The sequence below is a fragment of the Angustibacter luteus genome, from assembly GCF_039541115.1.
Lineage (GTDB): Bacteria > Actinomycetota > Actinomycetes > Actinomycetales > Angustibacteraceae > Angustibacter > Angustibacter luteus.
In genome coordinates this window covers 17,992-37,289 of sequence record NZ_BAABFP010000005.1, presented here as the reverse complement: position 1 = coordinate 37,289, position 19,298 = coordinate 17,992, and the positions used below count along the sequence as shown (strand labels likewise).

Annotated in this window: 18 protein-coding genes; 6 read left to right on the top strand and 12 right to left on the bottom strand. The window is 72.0% G+C overall.

All coding sequences use genetic code 11. The features are described from left to right. Positions 1-235 precede the first annotated feature (235 nt). From ABEB17_RS09285 to dapA, 5 genes are all read right to left on the bottom strand, one after another. Positions 236-1,195 (bottom strand): helix-turn-helix domain-containing protein, encoded by a 960-nt coding sequence (locus tag ABEB17_RS09285; protein ID WP_345716422.1) that lies wholly within the window; start codon positions 1,193-1,195, stop codon positions 236-238. Between the two features lie 101 nt (positions 1,196-1,296). Next, positions 1,297-3,981, bottom strand: coding sequence for a DNA translocase FtsK (locus ABEB17_RS09280; protein ID WP_345716421.1), 2,685 nt, complete (start codon positions 3,979-3,981; stop codon positions 1,297-1,299). A 77-nt stretch (positions 3,982-4,058) separates the two neighbouring features. After that, a complete protein-coding gene (locus ABEB17_RS09275; RefSeq protein ID WP_345716420.1) occupies positions 4,059-5,921 on the bottom strand; it encodes a diguanylate cyclase in 1,863 nt (620 codons plus the stop codon). Between the two features lie 28 nt (positions 5,922-5,949). Next, on the bottom strand, positions 5,950-7,635 hold the full coding sequence (locus ABEB17_RS09270) for a ribonuclease J (RefSeq protein ID WP_345716419.1): 1,686 nt from the start codon (positions 7,633-7,635) through the stop codon (positions 5,950-5,952). Continuing rightward, positions 7,632-8,555: a 4-hydroxy-tetrahydrodipicolinate synthase gene (dapA, locus tag ABEB17_RS09265; protein ID WP_345716418.1), complete on the bottom strand. Its 924-nt coding sequence runs from the start codon at positions 8,553-8,555 to the stop codon at positions 7,632-7,634. Before dapA ends, ABEB17_RS09270 begins: the two co-directional genes overlap by 4 nt. A 75-nt stretch (positions 8,556-8,630) precedes the next feature. On the opposite strand from dapA, the gene ABEB17_RS09260 reads away from it, so the two are divergent. Together ABEB17_RS09260 and ABEB17_RS09255 are read left to right on the top strand one after the other, a co-directional pair. After that, on the top strand, positions 8,631-9,449 hold the full coding sequence (locus ABEB17_RS09260) for a thymidylate synthase (protein WP_345716417.1): 819 nt from the start codon (positions 8,631-8,633) through the stop codon (positions 9,447-9,449). Next, positions 9,446-9,955 (top strand): dihydrofolate reductase, encoded by a 510-nt coding sequence (locus ABEB17_RS09255; RefSeq protein WP_345716416.1) that lies wholly within the window; start codon positions 9,446-9,448, stop codon positions 9,953-9,955. Before ABEB17_RS09260 ends, ABEB17_RS09255 begins: the two co-directional genes overlap by 4 nt. On the opposite strand, the gene ABEB17_RS09250 is transcribed toward ABEB17_RS09255, so the two are convergent. Beyond that, positions 9,952-10,620 (bottom strand): HAD-IA family hydrolase, encoded by a 669-nt coding sequence (locus ABEB17_RS09250; protein ID WP_345716415.1) that lies wholly within the window; start codon positions 10,618-10,620, stop codon positions 9,952-9,954. The genes ABEB17_RS09255 and ABEB17_RS09250 overlap by 4 nt on opposite strands. A gap of 33 nt (positions 10,621-10,653) precedes the next feature. Between ABEB17_RS09250 and ABEB17_RS09245 the strand changes: the two genes are divergently transcribed. Genes ABEB17_RS09245 through ABEB17_RS09230 form a run of 4 tightly spaced genes read left to right on the top strand, consistent with a single transcriptional unit; the run spans position 10,654 to position 13,445 of the window. Then, positions 10,654-11,217, top strand: a complete 564-nt coding sequence (locus tag ABEB17_RS09245; protein WP_345716414.1) for a GNAT family N-acetyltransferase — start codon at positions 10,654-10,656, stop codon at positions 11,215-11,217. A gap of 7 nt (positions 11,218-11,224) precedes the next feature. Then, the gene (locus tag ABEB17_RS09240) at positions 11,225-11,944 is read left to right on the top strand and encodes an AzlC family ABC transporter permease (RefSeq protein WP_345716413.1); all 720 of its coding nucleotides are present in this window, start codon (positions 11,225-11,227) and stop codon (positions 11,942-11,944) included. Beyond that, entirely contained in the window at positions 11,941-12,267 is a 327-nt protein-coding gene (locus tag ABEB17_RS09235; protein ID WP_345716412.1) for an AzlD domain-containing protein, read from the top strand. Before ABEB17_RS09240 ends, ABEB17_RS09235 begins: the two co-directional genes overlap by 4 nt. After that, a complete protein-coding gene (locus tag ABEB17_RS09230; RefSeq protein WP_345716411.1) occupies positions 12,264-13,445 on the top strand; it encodes a heparan-alpha-glucosaminide N-acetyltransferase domain-containing protein in 1,182 nt (393 codons plus the stop codon). Before ABEB17_RS09235 ends, ABEB17_RS09230 begins: the two co-directional genes overlap by 4 nt. A gap of 8 nt (positions 13,446-13,453) precedes the next feature. Here the strand turns inward: ABEB17_RS09230 and ABEB17_RS09225 are convergent, their stop codons facing one another. From ABEB17_RS09225 to dapB, 6 genes are all read right to left on the bottom strand, one after another. Continuing rightward, complete coding sequence (locus ABEB17_RS09225; RefSeq protein WP_345716410.1) at positions 13,454-14,464, bottom strand: LacI family DNA-binding transcriptional regulator; 1,011 nt, start codon at positions 14,462-14,464, stop codon at positions 13,454-13,456. A 31-nt stretch (positions 14,465-14,495) separates the two neighbouring features. Then, positions 14,496-15,422: a carbohydrate ABC transporter permease gene (locus tag ABEB17_RS09220; protein WP_345716409.1), complete on the bottom strand. Its 927-nt coding sequence runs from the start codon at positions 15,420-15,422 to the stop codon at positions 14,496-14,498. Continuing rightward, a complete protein-coding gene (locus tag ABEB17_RS09215; RefSeq protein ID WP_345716408.1) occupies positions 15,419-16,381 on the bottom strand; it encodes a carbohydrate ABC transporter permease in 963 nt (320 codons plus the stop codon). The genes ABEB17_RS09220 and ABEB17_RS09215 overlap by 4 nt, the downstream gene beginning before the upstream one ends. A 99-nt stretch (positions 16,382-16,480) precedes the next feature. Beyond that, a complete protein-coding gene (locus ABEB17_RS09210) occupies positions 16,481-17,842 on the bottom strand; it encodes an ABC transporter substrate-binding protein (RefSeq protein ID WP_345716407.1) in 1,362 nt (453 codons plus the stop codon). 246 nt (positions 17,843-18,088) lie between these two features. After that, positions 18,089-18,535, bottom strand: a complete 447-nt coding sequence (locus ABEB17_RS09205; RefSeq protein WP_345716406.1) for a hypothetical protein — start codon at positions 18,533-18,535, stop codon at positions 18,089-18,091. A 15-nt stretch (positions 18,536-18,550) separates the two neighbouring features. Next, positions 18,551-19,297, bottom strand: coding sequence for a 4-hydroxy-tetrahydrodipicolinate reductase (gene dapB, locus ABEB17_RS09200; protein ID WP_345716405.1), 747 nt, complete (start codon positions 19,295-19,297; stop codon positions 18,551-18,553). Position 19,298 lies beyond the last annotated feature (1 nt).

Here is a 19,298-nt window from a genome sequence, read left to right as displayed (position 1 = left end):
ACTCCCGGAGCATCGGCTCCCCCGCCGCGCAGTGCGGCCACGACCACCACGAATCCGTACCTCGCATCTCGGCATCCCCCGGCCCGACGACAAGACGCCCCCGCGCCTCGAGCCCGAGCACACCATAGCCACATTCGATGGCTATGTCGGATCAAGACCTCATACGGGCCACAACGGTCACGAACCGCAAAGGATCAGTGACGTTCAGCAACTAAACTCGTTGCGGCAGCACACATCACGCAGGGTCGTCAGGTCCGAACTTGAGCCGGACGACCTGACCCTCCGCGCCGGCCGCACCGAGCGGCTTGCCGTTCACGGTCAGCCGGACGCCACCGGCGTTGCCCAGGGTGAGCCGCAACCCCTTGCCGTCGCTGAACTTGCGCTTGTCGCCCTTGACCAACAGGCCCGAGAACACCGACTTGCCCGACGCGTCCCGCACCGAGACCCAGGAGTCACCGGTGACGTTCATCGCGACCGCGACGCCCGCCGCGTTCGACGGCTTCGTCGACGTGGGCGACGACGTGGACGTCGGCTCGCCCGTGGACGTCGAGGTGGCGCTGGGCGTCGGGCTCGGGGTCGGCTCCCCGGCCTGCCCGGCCGGCACGGACACGCTGGGCGACGCGACCTGGGTGGTCCCGCGGCCCGGTGAGCGGAGGTCGCCGATGACCTGGACGAGCAGGAAGACCAGCAGCACGGCGAGGGCAGCGCCCACGATGAGCGCCCGGTTCGGCCCGGAACGCTCGAGCGGGCGCTCCTTCGAGCTCCAGCCCGGGGCGCGCCGCAGGGTCGGCCGGGCCGCGATCGGGCCCGTGGGTGGGACCGCACCGTCCGGCACCACCGTCGGCTGACCGGAGCGGCCGGGCCGGTTGGTCGGGATCGGACCGGTCAGCGGCCGGTCCACCGGACCGGTGGTCCGGACGGGCGGCGGAGCCTGGACTCCCTTGCGCTGGGCGTACGCGTCGAGCAGCGGTGCGGCGTCCAGGCCGACCTGCTTGGCGTAGGCGCGGACGTGCCCGCGGGCGTACACGTCACCCCCGCAGAGGGTGAAGTCGTCGCTCTCGATGGCTCGCACCACAGTCGCCCGCAGGTTGATCGCCTCGCCGATCTGGACGTCCGACAGGCCCCTGGCCTCGCGCGCCTCACGCAGGGCATGACCGAGCGGCGCGGCGTTCTCGCCGTGCTCCTGCCCGCTCATGCCGGGGTCCTCCCGCTGCTGATCAACCCCACCATCCTACGGGCGAATCGGACCGCCGAGTGACATAGGCGTCCCCCAGTCCGGCCACCCGAACCAGCAGGTCAGCGCCGGTCGGTCAGGTCCCAGGCGTCCTCGGAGGCGTCGTCCGAGCCGTCGTCCGAGTAGTCCCGCGAGGTGCCGCCGAGGGGGTCCGGCCCGACCGCGTCGGCCGCGGCGTCGTAGACGTCGTCCAGCAGCGGCTCCTCGCCCCGCAGCAGCGCCAGCGTGGCGGGCAGGTCGTCGGCCTTCACCAGCACGTCGCGAGCCTTGCTGCCCTCGCTCGGGCCGACCACGCCGCGCGACTCGAGCAGGTCCATCAGCCGCCCCGCCTTGGCGAAGCCCACCCGCAGCTTGCGCTGCAGCATGGACGTCGAGCCGAACTGCGTGGTCACCACGAGCTCGGTGGCCTGCAGCAGCAGGTCGAGGTCGTCGCCGATGTCCTCGTCCACCTGCTTCTTGGCCTGGGTGACCACGACGTCGTCCCGGTAGCGAGGGCTGAGCTGCTTCTTGACGTGCTCGACGACCTTGGCGACCTCGCTCTCGGTCACCCAGGCGCCCTGCACGCGCATCGGCTTGCTCGCCCCCATCGGCAGGAACAACGCGTCGCCCTGCCCGATGAGCTTCTCGGCGCCGGGTTGGTCGAGCACGACCCGGCTGTCCGCCAGGCTGGAGGTGGCGAACGCCATCCGGCTCGGCACGTTGGCCTTGATCAGGCCGGTGACGACGTCCACGCTCGGGCGCTGGGTGGCGAGCACCAGGTGGATGCCGGCGGCCCGGGCCAGCTGGGTGATCCGGACGATGCAGTCCTCGACGTCACGCGGCGCGACCATCATCAGGTCGGCCAGCTCGTCGACGATGACCAGCAGGTAGGGGTAGGGCTTGACGACCCGCTCACTGCCCGGCGGCGGGACGACCTTGCCGGCCCGCGCCGCCCGGTTGAAGTCGTCGATGTGCTTGAACCCGAACGCCGCCAGGTCGTCGTACCGGGTGTCCATCTCGCGCACGACCCACTGCAGCGCCTCGGCCGCCTTCTTCGGGTTCGTGATGATCGGGGTGATCAGGTGCGGGATGCCCTCGTACCCGGTGAGCTCAACCCGCTTGGGGTCGACCAGGACCATCCGCACCTCGTCCGGCGTCGAGCGCATCAGGATCGAGGTGATCATCGAGTTCACGAAGGACGACTTGCCCGCGCCGGTCGCACCCGCCACCAGCAGGTGCGGCATCTTGGCCAGGTTGGCGATGACGTAGCCGCCCTCGACGTCCTTGCCGACACCCATGACCATCGGGTGGTGGTTGTCCCGGGCGGTGCTGCTGCGCAGGACGTCACCCAGGCTGACCTTCTCGCGGTCGGTGTTCGGGATCTCGATGCCGATGGCGCTCTTGCCCGGGATCGGGGACAGGATCCGGACGTCGGCGCTGGCCACCGCGTAGGCGATGTTCTTGCTCAGCGCGGTGACCCGCTCGACCTTGGTGCCCTTGCCGAGCTCGACCTCGTAGCGGGTGACGGTGGGACCCCGGGTGAAGCCGGTGACCTGGGCGTCGATGTCGAACTGCTCGAGCACCCCGGACAACGCCTCCACCACGCGGTCGTTGGCTGCGCTGCGGGCCTTGTGCGGGCTGCCCGGCGCCAGGATCTCGTTGCCCGGCAACGTGTACGTGACGTCCCCGGCCAGCGCGAGCTGCTCGACCCGGGTCGGCAGCGGGTTGGTCGGCGGGGCGACCAGGTCCTCTTCGGCCGGCGAGGGTGTGGCCGGCACGGCGGCCGACCCGGCGGCAGCGGTCTCGGCCAGGGCACCCGGGAAGCCTGACCCGGCCGGGCGCTTCTGGCCCGGCCGCAGGCGCCGGCCCTCCGCATCCACCACGGCCGCCTTCTCGAAGGCCTCGTCGCCGTCCCGCTCGCCGTCGGCCAGGTCAGCCGCGCTGCGCCGGGCCCGGCGTCCGCGCGGGGTCGGCGCGTCCTCGTCGGTGACCGGTGCGGCGGCGTCGGCGTCGCCGGCGTGCCCGGTCAGCACGTCGACCAGGTGGCGCAGCCGGCTCGGGATGGCGTGCACCGGGGTCGCGGTGATCACGAGCAGGCCGAAGAAGCCGACCAGGCCGAGGAGCAGCCCGGCGCCCCAGACGGTGATCGCCTGGTCCAGCGGACTGGAGGCGAGGAAGCCGATGACCCCACCGGCGTCGCGCACCTGGTCCCAGCCGTCGCTGATGTCCGGCATACCGCGGGAGATGTGCACCAGCCCGCAGGCCGCGACCGCCAGCGTGGTCAGGCCGATGGACACCCGGCTGTTGGCACCCGTCGCCTCCGGGTGGCGCAGCATCCGGACGCCGAGCGCGAGCAGCACCAGCGGGAGCACCAGCGCGACCCGCCCGAAGGTGCCGGCGACGATCGCGTGCACCCCGTCGCCCACCGGGCCGTCCAGGCCCCACCACTCGCGGGCCGCGACGACGATGGCCACCGCGATGAGCGCGAAGCCGATGCCGTCACGACGGTGCGCGGGGTCCAGGTCGCGCGCGCTGTGCCCGATCCGGCGGGCGGTCCCGCCGGCAAGGTGGGCGGTGCCCATCCACAGCCCGCGCAGCGCGCGCAGCGGCAGCGGCAGTCCGGACTTGGGGGCAGGCTTGCGGCCGGCCGGGCGCGTGCTCCCCCGCGAGCCGCCGGAGCTGCGGGACGTGGTCCGCGTGCTGCCGGTCTTGCTGCTCGTGCGGGTGCTGCCCGACCGACGTACGGGGGAAGACGTACGGGTCGCCATGATGAGCACGGTACCGCCCGAGTCACAGTTTTCACGTCCGCCACACGCACACCAGGTGACTCGGGCTCGGGTCGCCCTCAGGCCGCGGAGTGCTGACCGCCGGCGCGCACCTGGTTGCGGCCACCGCGCTTGGCCTCGTACAGGGCCTCGTCGGCCGCCGCGACGATCGCCGACGGCATGGCGGTCCGGGGCCCGAGCTCGGCCACCCCGAACGAGGCGGTCACGGCGACCTCGCCCGGGGCCGAGAACACGGTCTCGATCCGCTCGCGCAGCCGCTCCGCGACCTCGATCGCCGCGCTCAGGTCGCTCTCGCGCAGGATGATCGCGAGCTCCTCACCGCCGTAGCGGTACGCCGTGTCGGACGCCCGCAGGGCTGCGGTCAGCACGTCCGCGACGGCCTGCAGCACCTGGTCGCCCCGGGCGTGACCGTGCTCGTCGTTGACCCGTTTGAAGTGGTCGAGGTCGAGCATCACGAACGCCAGCGGCCGGGCGTAGCGCGCGCTGCGCTCGCACTCGAGCGCCAGGTCGGCGTCCAGACGTCGGCGGTTCGCCAGCTGGGTCAGGGCGTCGTGCTCGCTCGCGTGCGAGGCGTCCTCGTGCAGGCGGGCCGCCTCCAGCGCCGTCGCCGAGTGCACGGCCAGCGTCTCCAGGACCTCGATCGCGCCGTCGGTCAGCGGCGTGAGGTCGTCGAGCTCGAGGTCGAGCACCCCGACCACGCGGGACCCCACGACGAGCGGGACGGCGAGGCGCTGGCTGCCGCCCTCGCCGGTGTCGGTCACCAGCCGGCTGTACTTCGCCGCCCGGCCGATCACGCCACCGCCCAGCTCGACCGGGGGGCGCGTCGGGCTGCCGGCGGGACGCGCACCGAGCGCCTCGACCAGCGCACCGCCGTCCGGGCTGGTGAGCCAGACCGCGACCCGGTCGGCGCCGACGATCCGGCCCACGCCACCGACCACGGACGCGACCACGTAGTCCAGGTTCAGGCTGCCGCCGATCTCGCGCACCATCGTCAGGATGCTGCGCAGCTGCTCCGACTGGTCGGAGATGTGCTGCTCGCGAGCGGCGGCGGCGTCGCGGGCCCGGGCCAGCCGGTCGGTCATCCGGTTGAGGCCGTCGACGACGTCGATCAGCTCGCGGGCGCCCTGGACCTGTACCGGCTCGTCGTAGCGTCCGTCCGCGACCGCGTCCAACCCGTCCAGCACGCCCCGGACCGGTGCGAGGACGTCGCGGCGCAGCCGCCGGCGCCGGCTCAGGGCGACCACGAACATGCCCAGGCCGATCGCCATGCTGGCTCCGGCGACCAGTCCCAGCGCCACGACCTGGTGGTGACGCGCGGTAGCGAGCTGGGCGGTGATGAGCTCGTCCGCATCGGCCCGCGCGTCGCCGTACTGGTCGAACAGGACCTTGTCGTGCAGCAGGAAGGCCGTCCGCTCGTCGCTGCCGACCGCGCCGGGCGCCAGGCCACCGGCGGCCTCGACCGCCCACTCGCTGACCCAGCGCTGCTGCGCGAGCCGCAGGTCGACCAGGGCCTTGGTGACCTGACCCCGCCCGTCCGTGCTGAGCAGTCGCTGGTTCGCCAGCTCCATGTCACCGCGCGCCTTGGCGTACGAGCGCACGAACGCCAGGTCGTTCGTGGAGACGAACCCGCGCAGGCTGCTCTCCTGGTCCAGCATCGCGGTGTGCCCGGCCTGGGTCGCGGACAGGGCGCGCTCGTAGCGGTCCACCTCGTCACGCGACGTCGTGGTCAGCCAGAGCAGCAGCAGGCCGAGCACCACGACGATCACCAGCGAGCCGGCGATGACCAGCCGGAAGCTGCGGTCGACCACCGCTGCCAGCCCCGTCTGGCGGGCACGCCGACGAGATCGGGCGCCCAGGGCGCTCCACGCCGGCATGGTGACCTCCTCGTCGCCCTCGGACCTGGTGCGCTGAAGTGTCGGCACGAAGCGGCGCGACCTTGACCAGGACGGCTCAGGCGGAGACGACCACCGGGATGATCATCGGACGACGACGCAGCTTGCCGCCGACCCAGCGCCCCACGACCCGGCGCACCACCTGCTGGAGCTGGTAGTTGTCGGTGGTGCCCTGGTCGATCGCCTCGGCCAGCGCGGACTCCAGCTGCGGCCGGATCCCGTCGAAGACCTCGTCGCCCTCGGCGAAGCCGCGGGCGTGGATCTCGGGACCGGCGACGATCTTGCCGGTGCCGGAGTCGACCACCACGACGATGGAGATGAAGCCCTCCTCGCCGAGGATGCGGCGGTCCTTCAGGTCGGCGTCGGTGATCTCACCGACGCTGGAACCGTCGACGTACACGTACCCGCAGGGCACGGCGCCGACCACCCGGGCCACGCCGTCCTGCAGGTCGACGACGACGCCGTCCTCGGCCATCACGACCCGGTCGTACGGGATGCCGGTGGAGACGGCGATGTCCCGGTTGGCGACCAGGTGCCGGGTCTCGCCGTGGACGGGCATCACGTTGCGCGGGCGCAGGATGTTGTAGCAGTAGAGCAGCTCGCCCGCGCTCGCGTGGCCGGACACGTGCACCTTGGCGTTGCCCTGGTGCACGACCTTCGCGCCGAGCCGGGTCAGCCCGTTGATCACCCGGAAGACCGCGTTCTCGTTGCCCGGGATCAGCGACGAGGCCAGCACCACGGTGTCGCCCTCGTTGATCCGCACCCGGTGGTCGTTGCCGGCCATCCGGGACAGCGCGGCCATCGGCTCGCCCTGCGACCCGGTGCACATCAGCACCACCTGGTCGTCCGGCAGGTCGTCGACCGCCTTGACGTCGATCAGCACGCCGTCGGGCACGTTGAGGTAGCCCAGCTCCTTGGCCACGCCCATGTTGCGCACCATCGAGCGGCCGACCAGCGCGACCCGGCGGCCGTGCGCGTGCGCGGCGTTGAGCACCTGCTGCACGCGGTGCACGTGCGAGGCGAAGGAGGCCACGATCAGGCGGCGCTCGGCCCCGGCGAAGACGCGGTCCAGCACGGGCGCGATCTCGCGCTCGGAGACGGTGAAGCCCGGCACCTCGGCGTTCGTCGAGTCGACCATGAACAGGTCCACTCCGGCCTCGCCCAACCGCGCGAACGCGCGCAGGTCGGTGATCCGGCCGTCCAGCGGCAGCTGGTCCATCTTGAAGTCGCCGGTGTGCAGGACCGTGCCGGCGCCCGTGGTCACCGCGACGGCGAGCGCGTCGGGGATCGAGTGGTTGACCGCGACGAACTCGCAGGCGAAGGGTCCGAACTGCTCGGTCTGGCCCTCACGCACCCCCAGCGTGAGCGGGGCGATCCGGTGCTCCTTCAGCTTCGCCTCGACCAGCGCCAGCGTCAGCTGCGAACCGACCAGCGGGATGTCCCGGCGCAGCCGGAGCAGGTACGGGACGGCGCCGATGTGGTCCTCGTGACCGTGCGTCAGCACGACGGCCACGATGTCGTCGAGGCGGTCGGCGATGTACTCGAAGTCCGGCAGGATCAGGTCGACGCCGGGCTGGTGGTCCTCGGGGAACAGCACCCCGCAGTCGATGATCAGCAGCTTGCCGTCGAACTCCAGCACGGCCATGTTGCGGCCGACCTCGCCGAGCCCGCCGAGCGGGACGACGCGCAGGGCGCCGGGGGGGAGCGGCGGCGGCGGCGACAGCTCGGGATGGGGATGGCTCACGCGCGTGCCTCCAGCAGGGCTGACTCGGACAGGTCGGTCTTCAGCAGGGAGACCTCGTCGGAGGTCGCCTCCACCAGTGGCAGGCGGACGGCCCTGGAGCTCAGCACGCCCTGCAGCTGCAGGGCGGCCTTGGCCATGATGGCGCCCTGGGTGCGGGTCATGATGCCGCGCACCGCGGGCAGGAGCTCGCGGTAGATGCGCTGGGCGGTGTTCAGGTCGCCCTCGAGCACCGCCTCCACCATCGCCCGGTAGTGCGACGACGCGACGTGCGAGACCACGCTCACCATGCCCACGGCCCCGTGCGCCAGCCACGCGAGGTTCGCGGCGTCGTCCCCGGAGTAGAAGGCCAGGTCGCTGCGGGCCATCACCCAGGCGCCCGCGTACAGGTCGCCCTTGGCGTCCTTCACGGCGACGATCCGCTCGTGCTCACCGGCCCGCACCAGCGTCTCGGTGTGGATCGCCGTCGCGCTGCGAGCCGGGATGTCGTAGAGCATGACCGGAAGGTCCGTGGCATCGGCCACGGTCGTGAAGTGGGCGAGCAGCCCGGCCTGCGGCGGCTTGCTGTAGTAGGGAGTCACGACCAGCAGCCCGTGCGCGCCGGCCGCTGCGGCCTGGCGGGCGCCCGCGACGCTGTGCGCGGTGTCGTTGGTCCCGACGCCCGCGACCACCTGGGCCCGGTCACCCACGGCCTCCACGACCGCGCGGACCAGCAGGACCTTCTCGTCGTCGGTGGTGGTCGGCGACTCCCCCGTGGTCCCGCTGACCACCAGGCCGTCGTTGCCCTGGTCGACCAGGTGCGTGGCGAGGGTCTGGGCGGCGGCGAGGTCGAGGGCACCGTCGTCGGTGAACGGGGTGACCATGGCTGTCAGGACGCGACCGAACGGGGTCTGGTCGAGGTTCGCCGAAGGCGTGCTGGGCATGGGACCAACCTACCGCCGTCGGCTCGGGCGGCGCGGCACCCGTCGGCTGTCGGGGGCGCTGGCTACCGTGGTGGCATGCACGCGGACCTGGCCGGGCGGCCCGACACCCAGTACGAGGACCTGCTGCGGCACGTGATGGCGAACGGCGCGGCCAAGAGCGACCGCACGGGCACCGGCACCCGTAGCGTGTTCGGCGCCCAGCTCCGGTTCCCGCTCGACCAGGCGTTCCCCCTGGTCACCACCAAGCGGGTGCACTTCAAGTCCGTGGCGCTCGAGCTGCTCTGGTTCCTGCGCGGCGACGGCAACGTGCGCTGGCTGCAGGAGCGCGGCGTCACCATCTGGGACGAGTGGGCCGACGCGAACGGCGACCTCGGCCCGGTCTACGGCGTGCAGTGGCGGGCCTGGCCGACGCCGGACGGGCGGCACGTCGACCAGATCACCGACCTGCTCGACACCTTGCGCCGCGACCCGGACTCGCGCCGCATGATCGTGTCGGCCTGGAACGTGGGCGAGATCCCGCAGATGGCGCTGGCGCCGTGCCACGCCCTGTTCCAGTTCTACGTCGCGCAGGGCCGGCTGTCCTGCCAGCTGTACCAGCGCAGCGCCGACCTGTTCCTCGGCGTGCCCTTCAACATCGCGAGCTACGCGCTGCTGACCCGGATGGTCGCCCAGCAGGTCGGCCTCGAGCCAGGCGACTTCATCTGGACCGGCGGGGACTGCCACATCTACGACAACCACGTCGAGCAGGTCACCGAGCAGCTCAGCCGCGACCCGTACCCGTTCCCGCAGCTCGAGCTGCGCCGGGCCGCATCGCTGTTCGAGTACGAGTACGACGACCTCACCGTCGTCGACTACCAGCACCACCCCGCCATCAAGGCCCCGGTGGCCGTGTGAGCGTCGCCCTGATCTGGGCGCAGGCCCGGGGTGGGGTGATCGGGGCCGGCAACACCCTGCCCTGGCACCTGCCCGAGGACCAGCGACACTTCCGCGAGGCCACGTCCGGGAGCACGGTCGTGATGGGCCGGGCCACCTGGCAGTCCCTGCCCGAGAGGTTCCGCCCCCTGCCCGGACGCCGCAACGTCGTCCTCTCCCGGGACGCCGGGTTCGAGGCGGAAGGTGCCGAGGTGACCGACGACCTGGCCCAAGCCCTGCACTGCGAGGCCAGCGCAGGCACGGTATGGGTGATCGGCGGTGCGCAGGTCTACGCCGCCGCGCTGCCACTGGCCGACGAGGTCGTCGTCACCGAGATCGACCTCGACGTCGCGGGCGACGCGTACGCCCCGGCCCTGACCGGCGCGGACTGGGCGCTCGCCGGCACCGACCCGGCCGAGGGCTGGCACCAGTCCGCCAACGGCCTGCCGTACCGGTTCCGTCGCTACCGGCGGATGGCCGCCAGCTAGCCGGCGACGACCTGGATGCCGTCGGGCACCGCCCGGAAGACGACGTCCTCCAGGGTCCCGACCACCAGGTCGGCGTCCAGCTCGGACCGCGAGGTCGTGGTGGTGACGGCCAGGGTCGCCATCCCGGCCGCGCGAGCCGCGGCCAGGCCGCTGGGTGCATCCTCGACGACCAGGCAGGCGCGCGCGGCGACCCCGAGGCGCTGCGCTCCGAGCAGGAACGGCTCCGGATCGGGTTTGCCACGGGTGACGTCGTCCGCCGTCACGACGACCTGCGGTGCCAGCAGCCCGGACGCCCCGATGCGCGCCGCCGCCAGCCGCCGGGTGCACGAGGTGACGATGGCGGCGCGGCCGCCGGGCACGGCCGCGATCGCCTGCGAGGCGCCGGGCAGGACGACCACGCCGTCGACGTCCTGCAGCTCGAGCTCGTCGATCCGGGCCAGGGCACCGGGCAGCCGCTCCTCCCCCAGCACCTCCCGGACGATCTGCTGCGAGGGCACGCCGTGGAAGCCCTGCAGACGCACCGGGTCGACGTCGTGCTCCACCGCCCAGGTCACCCAGCTGCGCACCACCGCGGCCGTCGAGTCCACGAGCGTGCCGTCGAGGTCGAACAGGACGGCCGCGAACGTCCGGCCGGCGAGGGCGGTGCGGGGCAGCTGATCGGTCACGGGCACGACCCTACGTGCTGCGAGAATGCCCGGATGAGCACCCCGACCCCGGACGCTGGCGTCCGCCCCGCGCGCCCTCAGGACGCCGACGCGATCGGACAGGTGCACGCCAACGCCTGGCAGGCCGCCTACGCGCAGCTGCTGCCGGACCGCACCGCGGCGGCCCTGGCGCCACCAGCCCTCGCCGAGTCCTGGCTGGCTGCCATCACCGACCCGCCCTCGCCGCAGCACCGGGTACTGGTGGCCACCGCCGGGCCCGACGTCGTCGCGTTCGTGGCGCTCAGCCCGGGCACGGACGCCGACGCGGTCGACGGGCAGGACGCCGAGATCCTCGTGCTGCTCGTCGACCCCGCCAGCACCGGGAGCGGGCACGGCTCGCGACTGCTCAACGCGAGCGCAGACACCTTGCGGGACAACGGCTTCGGCGTGCTGCGGGCCTGGGTGCCCGAGCCCGACGAGGATCGGCAGCGGTTCCTGGCCGAGGCCGGGTTCACGGTGGACGGGGCGACCCGGGTGCTGGATGCGTCCGGCGACGGGACGGCGACCGTGCGCGAGCTGCGCTGGTCGGCCGCGATCGGGTCGGCGGCCGACCGGTGACCCGCCGGTGACCTGCGTCGCACCGCCGCTGCCGGCCGGGCGGCGACGCGAGGTGGTGCGCCAGGGGCTCTCGGTCGGCCTGGCCACCGGCCTGTACGGGGTCAGCTTCGGCGCGCTGTCCGTCGCGGCGGGCGTGGGCTTCTGGTCGACGATCGCGTTGTCCGCCCTGATGTTCACCGGCGGTTCGCAGTTCGCGTTCGTCGGGGTCGTGGCCGCCGGCGGTGGACCGTTCGCGGCGGTCGCGACCTCCACCCTGCTCGGCGTGCGCAACGCCGTCTACGGCATGCAGGTCGCCCGCTGGCTGCACGTGCGCGGACCGCGACGGGTGGTTGCGGCGCACCTGACCATCGACGAGTCGTTCGCCGTCGGCAGCGCCCAGGCCGAGCCGGTGGCCCGCCGGATCGGCTTCTGGGTCACGGGCGTGACGGTCTTCGCCGGTTGGAATCTCATGACCGCCGTCGGCGCCCTTGCCGGGGACCGGTTGGGCGACCCACGACGCTACGGGCTGGACGCCATGGCGGCGGCCGCGTTCCTGGCGCTGCTCTGGCCACGGCTCACCGCCCGCGAGCCGCGGGTGGTGGCGGTCTTCGCCGCCGCGGTGGCGCTCGTCTGCGTCCCGGTCCTGCCCGCCGGGCTGCCCGTGCTCGCAGCGGGCGTGGTCGCCCTCGCCAGTGCCGTGCTGCAACGGCGGCGGGAGCGGCCGACGACGGGCGAGGCCCGACCGTGAGCGGGACGACGCTGGTCGTCGCCGTCCTCGTGGCGTGCGCGCTGTCGTTCGCCCTCAAGCGGATCGGCTTCTCGGTTCCTCCCCGACTCCTCGAGGGACCGCTGGCCAGCCGGGCGCTCGTGCTGCTGCCGGTCAGCCTGCTCGCCGGGCTGGTCGCGGTCCAGGCGTTCGGCGCCCCTGGTGGCCGGTTGGTGCTGGACGCGAGGGTGGCCGGACTCGCGGCAGCCGTGGTCGCGCTGCTGCTGCGCGCCCCGTTCCTGGTGGTCATCCTGGTCGCGGCGGCCGTGGCGGCCGCCGTGCGCGCAGCGGGCTGGGCGGCGTGAGCGGTCCGGCGCTGGCCGGCCAGCGGCTGCGCGGGGTGGACGCCGCCCGTGCCCTGGCCCTGATCGGGATGATGGGCACGCACCTGCTGCCCGAGCTCGACTCCCAGGACCACGTCACCCCCTGGTTCTGGTTCGCCGGCGGGCGTGCGTCGGCGCTGTTCGCGGTGCTGGCCGGGGTCAGCCTCGCGCTGGCCACGGGCGGGCGGCAGCCCCGGCTGCGCCCCGCCCGGGTCGTCGTCGCCCGGGTGGTGACCCGGGCGGCGCTGATCGCCGTGATCGGCCTGCTGCTGGTCCAGCTCGACCCGCCCATCGCCGTGATCCTGGTGAACTACGCCGTGCTGTTCGTCCTCGCCCTGCCCCTGCTGTGGTGCCCGTCCCGGGCGCTCCTCGTGGGAGCCGCCGCGTGGGCCGTGGTGATGCCCCTGCTCAGCCAGGCGTGGCGAGCGGACCTCGCCCCCGGCCCGGGTGAGCAACCCTCGTTCTCGGACCTCACGGCGGACCCGCTCGGGTTGATCACCCGGCTGTCCCTGACCGGCTACTACCCCGTGCTGACCTGGCTGGTGTTCCTCGCCGTCGGCATCGCGGTGGGACGGATGTCGCTGCGGCGCAGGCGGACCGCATGGCTCCTGTTCGGCTCCGGCGCGGTCATGGTGGTCACCGCCGCGGTCGCCTCCCGCCTCCTGCTCGCCGCGGGCGGCTGGGACCGGCTGGTCGCCGCCGGGCCGACCGAGGTCGTCGCACCCTGGCTGGGGGTCACGCAGCTGGAGCTGCGCGGCCTCTACGGGACGACGCCGACGACGACCTGGTGGTGGCAGGCCGTCGCGAGCGCGCACTCCGGGACGACGCTCGACCTGGTCAGCACGACCGGCTCCGCGCTGGCGGTGCTCGGTCTCGCCCTGCTCGTCTGCGACCGCCGCCTCGGTCGGCTCACCGGCGGGATCGTCGGAGCCCTGGCCGCCACCGGCTCCATGACCTTGACCCTCTACACGCTCCACGTCGTGGCAGCCGACGCCCAGCAGGACGTGGTGCACCGCAAGGCGCTGCTGCTCACCCACGTGGCGGTCGCCATGCTGGCGGCCGTGCTGTGGCGGCGGACGTTCGCGCGCGGGCCGTTGGAGTCACTCGTGCACGTCGCGAGCAGTGCGGTCGGGCGCCTGTTCGGCCGGCTCAGGGCGTAGGCGGCGACTCAGGGTTGAGTCGGCGGGGCCGTGGAGGTGCGCAGCACCAAGGTCGTGGGCACGGTCGCGACGTCGTGGCCCGTGTCGAGGCCGGCGACGGCGGAGAGCAGCAGCCGGGTCGCCATCCGACCCTGCTCGACGACCGGTTGCGCGATCGTGGTCAGCCCGTAGAGCTCGGCCATCTCGTGGTCGTCGATGCCGACCACCGACACGTCCTGCGGCACCCGCAGCCCCAGCTGCCGGGCCGCCGCCAGGATCCCCAGGGCCAGCTCGTCCGACGCCGCGACCACGGCAGTCGGGCGATCCGGGCGGCCGAGCAGCTCCAGGCCCACCGTCAACCCGCTGAGCGGTGACCAGTCCCCCATCACCACCGAGCTGGGCTCGACGTCCAGCCCGTGCCGGGCCATCGCGTCCCGGAAGCCGCGGGCCCGGTCGGCCGGCGTCGGGAAGTCCATCGAGGGCACGGTGTCGCCACCGATGTAGCCGATCCTGGTGTGGCCGAGCCCGATCAGGTGCTCGGTCGCCTGCTGCGTCGTACCCAGGTCGTCGATCCGCACGCAGGGCCAGTTCGGATCCGGCACACCGACGGTGACCACGGGGATGTTGAGCCGGCAGAGCAGCTCACGCTCGGCCTCGTGCAGCCGCAGGGACAGCACCAGCACGGCGTCCACCCGCTTGAACAGCATGCGGGAGTCCAGCAGCAGCGCCCGCTGCGGGCCCTCGTCGCCGACGTCGAACAGCAGGACGTGGAACCCGTGCTCGCGCAGTACCTCCGAGGCGCCGCTGATCAGGCCGGCGAAGTACCACCGGGTCACGTACGGGACGACGACCCCCACCACGTGGGTCTTGCCCGAGGCCAGGCTGGAGGCCGTCGGTGAGGCGACGTACTCCAGCTCGGTGGCCGCGGCCAGCACCTTCGCCCGGGTCTGCTCGCTGACCTTGGGCAGCCCACGCAGGGCCCGCGAGACCGTCGCGGTCGACACGCCCGCCGCCTTGGCGACGTCCTCGATCCGGCTCACCCGAGCACCCGAGCGGACCCGTCAGGCCCGTTCACCCCTTCAGGCCACCGGCGAGCAGGCCACGGACGAAGTACCGCTGCAGGGACAGGAAGACGACGACCGGCACGACCATCGCGATGAACGCCCCGGCGGACAGCAGGAACCAGGCGCTGCCACGGGTGCCGGCGAGCTCGGAGATGGCGACGGTGATCGGCCGGAACTCCGGGGAGCCGCCCAGGAACACCAGCGAGACCAGCAGGTCGTTCCACACCCACAGGAACTGGAAGATGCCGAACGCCGCCAGCGCCGGAGTGAGCAGCGGCAGCATGACGCGGAAGAAGATCCGCACGTGCCCGGCGCCGTCCACCCGCGCGGCCTCGACCAGCTCGGCGGGGATCTCCTTGATGAAGTTGTGCATCAGGAAGACCGCCAGCGGCAGGGCGAAGATCGTGTGCGAGAGCCACACGCTCCAGAACGTCCCGTTCAGGTGCAGCGTGTTCACGTACAGCGACAGCAGCGGGATCATCGTCACCTGGATGGGCACGATCTGCATCGTGAAGACCGCCACGAACAGCAGGTTGCGGCCCTTGAAGTCCATCCAGGCGAACGCGTACGCCGCGAGGGTGGCCAGCAGGATCGGCAGCAGCACGGCCGGGATGGTGATGACGATGCTGTTCACGAACTCGTCGGCCAGGCTGGAGGTCCCGCTGCCCAGGGCCAGGCGGTAGTTGTCCAGCGTGAAGCTGGGGTTCTGCAGGACCGTCCACCAACCGCTGCGGTTGATGTCCAGCGGCTTGCGGAACGAGGTGATCAGCAGGCCGGCCGTCGGGATGGTCCAGAGCACGGCGATGACGATCGCGATGACCGTGGCCACCCGCGAGGACAGCATCGACTTGGCGTTGGCCAGCGCGGACGGACGGTTCTTGGTCGGTGGGGCCGGCGTGTCCTCGGGGGTCACTGCCGGGGTCAGCGTGCTCATCGGCCCTCCGAACGTCGCAGCTGCCGAGCGTTGTACACAATGAACGGGATCACCAGGACGAAGAGCACCACGGCCAGCGCCGCACCGAGCCCGGTGTTGTCGTAGCGGAACGTCTGGTTGTAGAACTCGTTCGCGACGACGCTGGTGTCGAACTGCCCACCGGTCATCGTGCGGACGATGTCAAAGACCTTGAGGACGGCGATGCCGATCGTGGTCAGGACGACCACCACGGCGCCACGGATACTCGGCAGCGTGATGAAGCGGAACATCTGCATCCCGCGCACACCGTCCAGCCGGGCCGCCTCGATGATGTCCTCGGGGATCGCCTTGATCGCTGCCGACAGGATCACCATGGCGAAGCCGCACTGGATCCAGATCATGATGACGATCAGGAAGACCGTGTTCGCCGGGGCGTTCAGGATGAAGTTCTGCGGGTCGAAGCCGAGCTTGACCAAGATGGCGTTCAGCAGACCGATCTGCGGCCGGGTCTTCGGCCGGTAGTCGTACATGAACTTCCAGATGATCGACGCGCCGACCATCGAGATGGCCATCGGCAGGAAGATCAAGGCCTTGGCGAAGGACTCGCCGCGCGCCTTGTCGACCAGCAGCGCGTAGATCAGGCCGATCGCCGTGGCGAAGATCGGCACGAGCAGCACCCAGACCGCCGTGTTGCGGATGACCAGCAGCTGCTCGGGGCTGGTGAAGATGTTGGTGTAGTTGTCCAAGCCGATGAACTTGGTGCCGTCACCGTTCTTGAACGACTGCCCGACCGTGCGGATCGCCGGGTACAGCAGGCCGACCGCCAGGAGCAGGAGCGCCGGGCCGACGAAGGCCAGGCTCTGCACCCGCTCGCCCTTGCGGCCCTTGGCGAGGCTGGCCAGCAACAGGATTCCGATGAAGACCACCGCGAACAGACCGATGGCGAAGAACATCTGGCCGAACTTCTCCGCTGCTGACACCGAACCACCGCCTTTGGTGTTCTGGCCGGGGGCACCCAGGGGGTGCCCCCGGCCAGGATCGAGACTTCCTTGCTCGTCGGGCTCAGTCCTACCGAAAGATCAGCTCTTCGGCCAGGAGTTCTCGATGTAGTTCAGCGTGTCCGCGTCGGACTTGCCGGTGATCCAGTCCGTCATGCCCTTCCAGAAGGTTCCGGCACCGACAGCACCGGGCATCTGGTCGGACCCGTCGAACCGGAACTTGGCCTTCGGGTCCTGCAGGATCTGGGCGGACAGCTTGTCCAGCGGGCTGACCAGGTTGTTGACGTCCAGGCCCTTGTTCGCGCTGACCCAGCCGCCGGCCGGGGTGGCCTTGGCCTTGTTGTTGGCCCAGGTGTCCGAGCTCAGGTAGGTCTGGAACGCCTGCACCTCGGGACGGTCGGCGAAGGCGGTGATGAACTCGCCACCACCCAGGACGGGCTTGCCCTGAGCCGGGTCGACCGCCGGGAAGTAGAACGCCCACACGTCGCCGTCCGGGCCGACCTTGGTGCCCTCCGGCCAGTTGGCCGCGTAGAACGAGGCCTGCCGGTGCATCCAGCACGAGCCGTCGAGGATCGGCTGGCCCGCGTCCTGGAACGTCGTCGTGGCGATGGACTTGACGTCGCCGCCGTTGACGAAGTTCGGGTTCTTCAGGATGCCGCCGACCTTGGCGAGCGCGTCCGCGACCTTGGGGTCGTTGAACGGGATCTCGTGGTTGACCCACTGGTCGTAGACGTCCACGCCACCGGTGCGCAGCAGCATGTCCTCCAGCCAGTCGGTGGCCGGCCAGCCGGTGGCGTCACCGGAGCCGATGCCGGCGCACCACGCCGAGCCCTTGCCGTTGTCGTCGGTGATCTTCTGGGTCAGGGTCATCAGGTCGGCGAACGTCTGCGGGACCTCGTAGCCCTTGTCCTTGAAGGCGGACGGCGAGTACCAGACGTACGACTTCACGTTCGCGCCCAGCGGCGCCGCGTAGAAGGTGCCGTCGACCGTGCCGTAGCCCTTCCAGTCCGGCCCGAACCACTTGTCGGCGTTGGCCGCGGTCGCGTCGGGGGCCTTCTTGACCTTGCCGGTGGCGACCAGGGTCTTCAGCAGACCGGGCTGCGGGACGATCGCGATGTCAGGCGCGTTACCGCCCTTGACGCGGACCGGCAGCTGGGCCTCGAACTCCTTGGAGCCCTCGTACTTGATCGTCGCGCCCGTGCACTCCTCGAAAGGCTTGTACGAGTCGATCTGCTGCTGGTCCTCAGGGGCCACGATCGAGGTGTAGACGCTGACCGTCTTCCCCTTGAGGTCACCGTACGTCTTGTAGGCGGCGCAGTCCGTGCTGCTCGCCGAGCTGCTGCTGTCGTCGTCGTTGCTCCCGCAGGCGGTGAGCATGAGCGCAAGGCCTGCAGCCGCCGTGATGGCGAGGGCCTTGGAAGACCGGGTCACGCGAAGGGCCATCGAGGCCGCCTCCCATCTGGGTCCCGCCCGGCGCCGGTGCCGGGTGGGTTGAGCCGAAAATCTAAGCGCTTGCACCGAGGGTGTCCACAAGACCTTCACGTTCACGCGGTAACGATTGGGCAACAAGCGCTTAACCCCGGCGACACGACGACCGAAGCGGACGCCGGGCGTCGCTGAACGGACGCCGGTACCCGGGTCTGCGACGATTCGTTCTGTTTACCGGCCTTCGGCCGCTTGATCGCTTTGCTACGTTTCGGCGCTGCGGGCCCGGGCGATCGCCTCTCGCGCAGCGGCTCTGGCGCGACGCCGGTCCCCCGCCGCGTCGTAGGCCAGTGCCAGGCGGTACCAGCCGCGCCAGTTCTGCGGGTCGGACTCGACGGCGTCCCGGTACCCGGTGAACGCCGCGTCAGCCGCCCCGCGGTCAACCCGGCCGCTCGGCCGGCGCGGCAGGTCGTCCGGCGGCAGCCCACCCTCGTCGTCCAGGCGTCGCCCGAGCCGTTCGGTGGCCAGCCCGAAGCGCACCTCCCGCCAGACCGCCCAGCCGGCCACGAACGGCAGTACGAGCACCGCGAGGCCGAGCAGCACGGTCACCGGGCGGCCGTCGCCGACCAGGAGCACCCCACGCCAGCCGATCGTGAGCGCGTAGAAGGCGAACGCGAGCACCAGGACGACGACCACGAGCTTGGTGCGCATCAGCAGGGGCCCGGTTCAGCCGAGGTCGAGCACGTGCTCGAGACCGACTGTCAGGCCGGGGTGCCCCCCGACCGCGCGCACGCCGGCCAGCACACCGGGCATGAACGAGACGCGGTCGAACGAGTCGTGCCGCAGGGTCAGCTGCTCCCCCTCGGCACCGAACAGCACCTCCTGGTGGGCCACCAGGCCCCGCAGCCGCACGGCGTGGACCCGCACCCCGTCGACGTCAGCCCCCCGCGCCCCGTCCGGGTCGGTCGTCGTCGCGTCCGGGACGGCGCCGAGGCCAGCGTCCGCCCGGGCGGCAGCGATCAGCGACGCCGTTCGGGCCGCCGTGCCGCTCGGCGCGTCCACCTTGTCGGGGTGGTGCAGCTCGACGACCTCCACGGACTCGTAGAACCGCGCCGCCAGCTGGGCGAAGCGCATCATCAGCACGGCGCCGATGGCGAAGTTCGGGGCCACCAGCACGCCCACCTCGGGGTGCTCGGTCAGCCTCGCCCGCAGCTCGTCCAGCCGAGCGGAGCTCCAGCCGGTCGTCCCGACGACGACGTGCACGCCCTGCTCGACGCAGTGTCGGACGTTCGCCGGTGAGGCGTCCGGGACGCTGAACTCGACCACCACCTCAGCGCCGCCCAGGTCACCCAGGTCGTCGCCGACGTCGAAGCGGCCGACGAGCTCCAGGCCGTCCGCCGCCTGGACCGCGCGGCAGACCTCGCCGCCCATCCGGCCGGAGGCTCCGATCACACTGACCCGGGTGGCTGTCACG

Excerpts from the sequence above, each read along its gene's own strand:
- ABEB17_RS09285 (WP_345716422.1), bottom strand. The coding sequence starts at position 1,195 with ATGAGCGGGCAGGAGCACGGCGAGAACGCCGCGCCGCTCGGTCATGCC.
- ABEB17_RS09280 (WP_345716421.1), bottom strand. The coding sequence starts at position 3,981 with ATGGCGACCCGTACGTCTTCCCCCGTACGTCGGTCGGGCAGCACCCGC.
- dapA (WP_345716418.1), bottom strand. The coding sequence starts at position 8,555 with ATGCCCAGCACGCCTTCGGCGAACCTCGACCAGACCCCGTTCGGTCGC.
- ABEB17_RS09260 (WP_345716417.1), top strand. The coding sequence starts at position 8,631 with ATGCACGCGGACCTGGCCGGGCGGCCCGACACCCAGTACGAGGACCTG.
- ABEB17_RS09245 (WP_345716414.1), top strand. The coding sequence starts at position 10,654 with ATGAGCACCCCGACCCCGGACGCTGGCGTCCGCCCCGCGCGCCCTCAG.
- ABEB17_RS09220 (WP_345716409.1), bottom strand. The coding sequence starts at position 15,422 with ATGAGCACGCTGACCCCGGCAGTGACCCCCGAGGACACGCCGGCCCCA.
- ABEB17_RS09210 (WP_345716407.1), bottom strand. The coding sequence starts at position 17,842 with ATGGCCCTTCGCGTGACCCGGTCTTCCAAGGCCCTCGCCATCACGGCG.
- ABEB17_RS09205 (WP_345716406.1), bottom strand. The coding sequence starts at position 18,535 with ATGCGCACCAAGCTCGTGGTCGTCGTCCTGGTGCTCGCGTTCGCCTTC.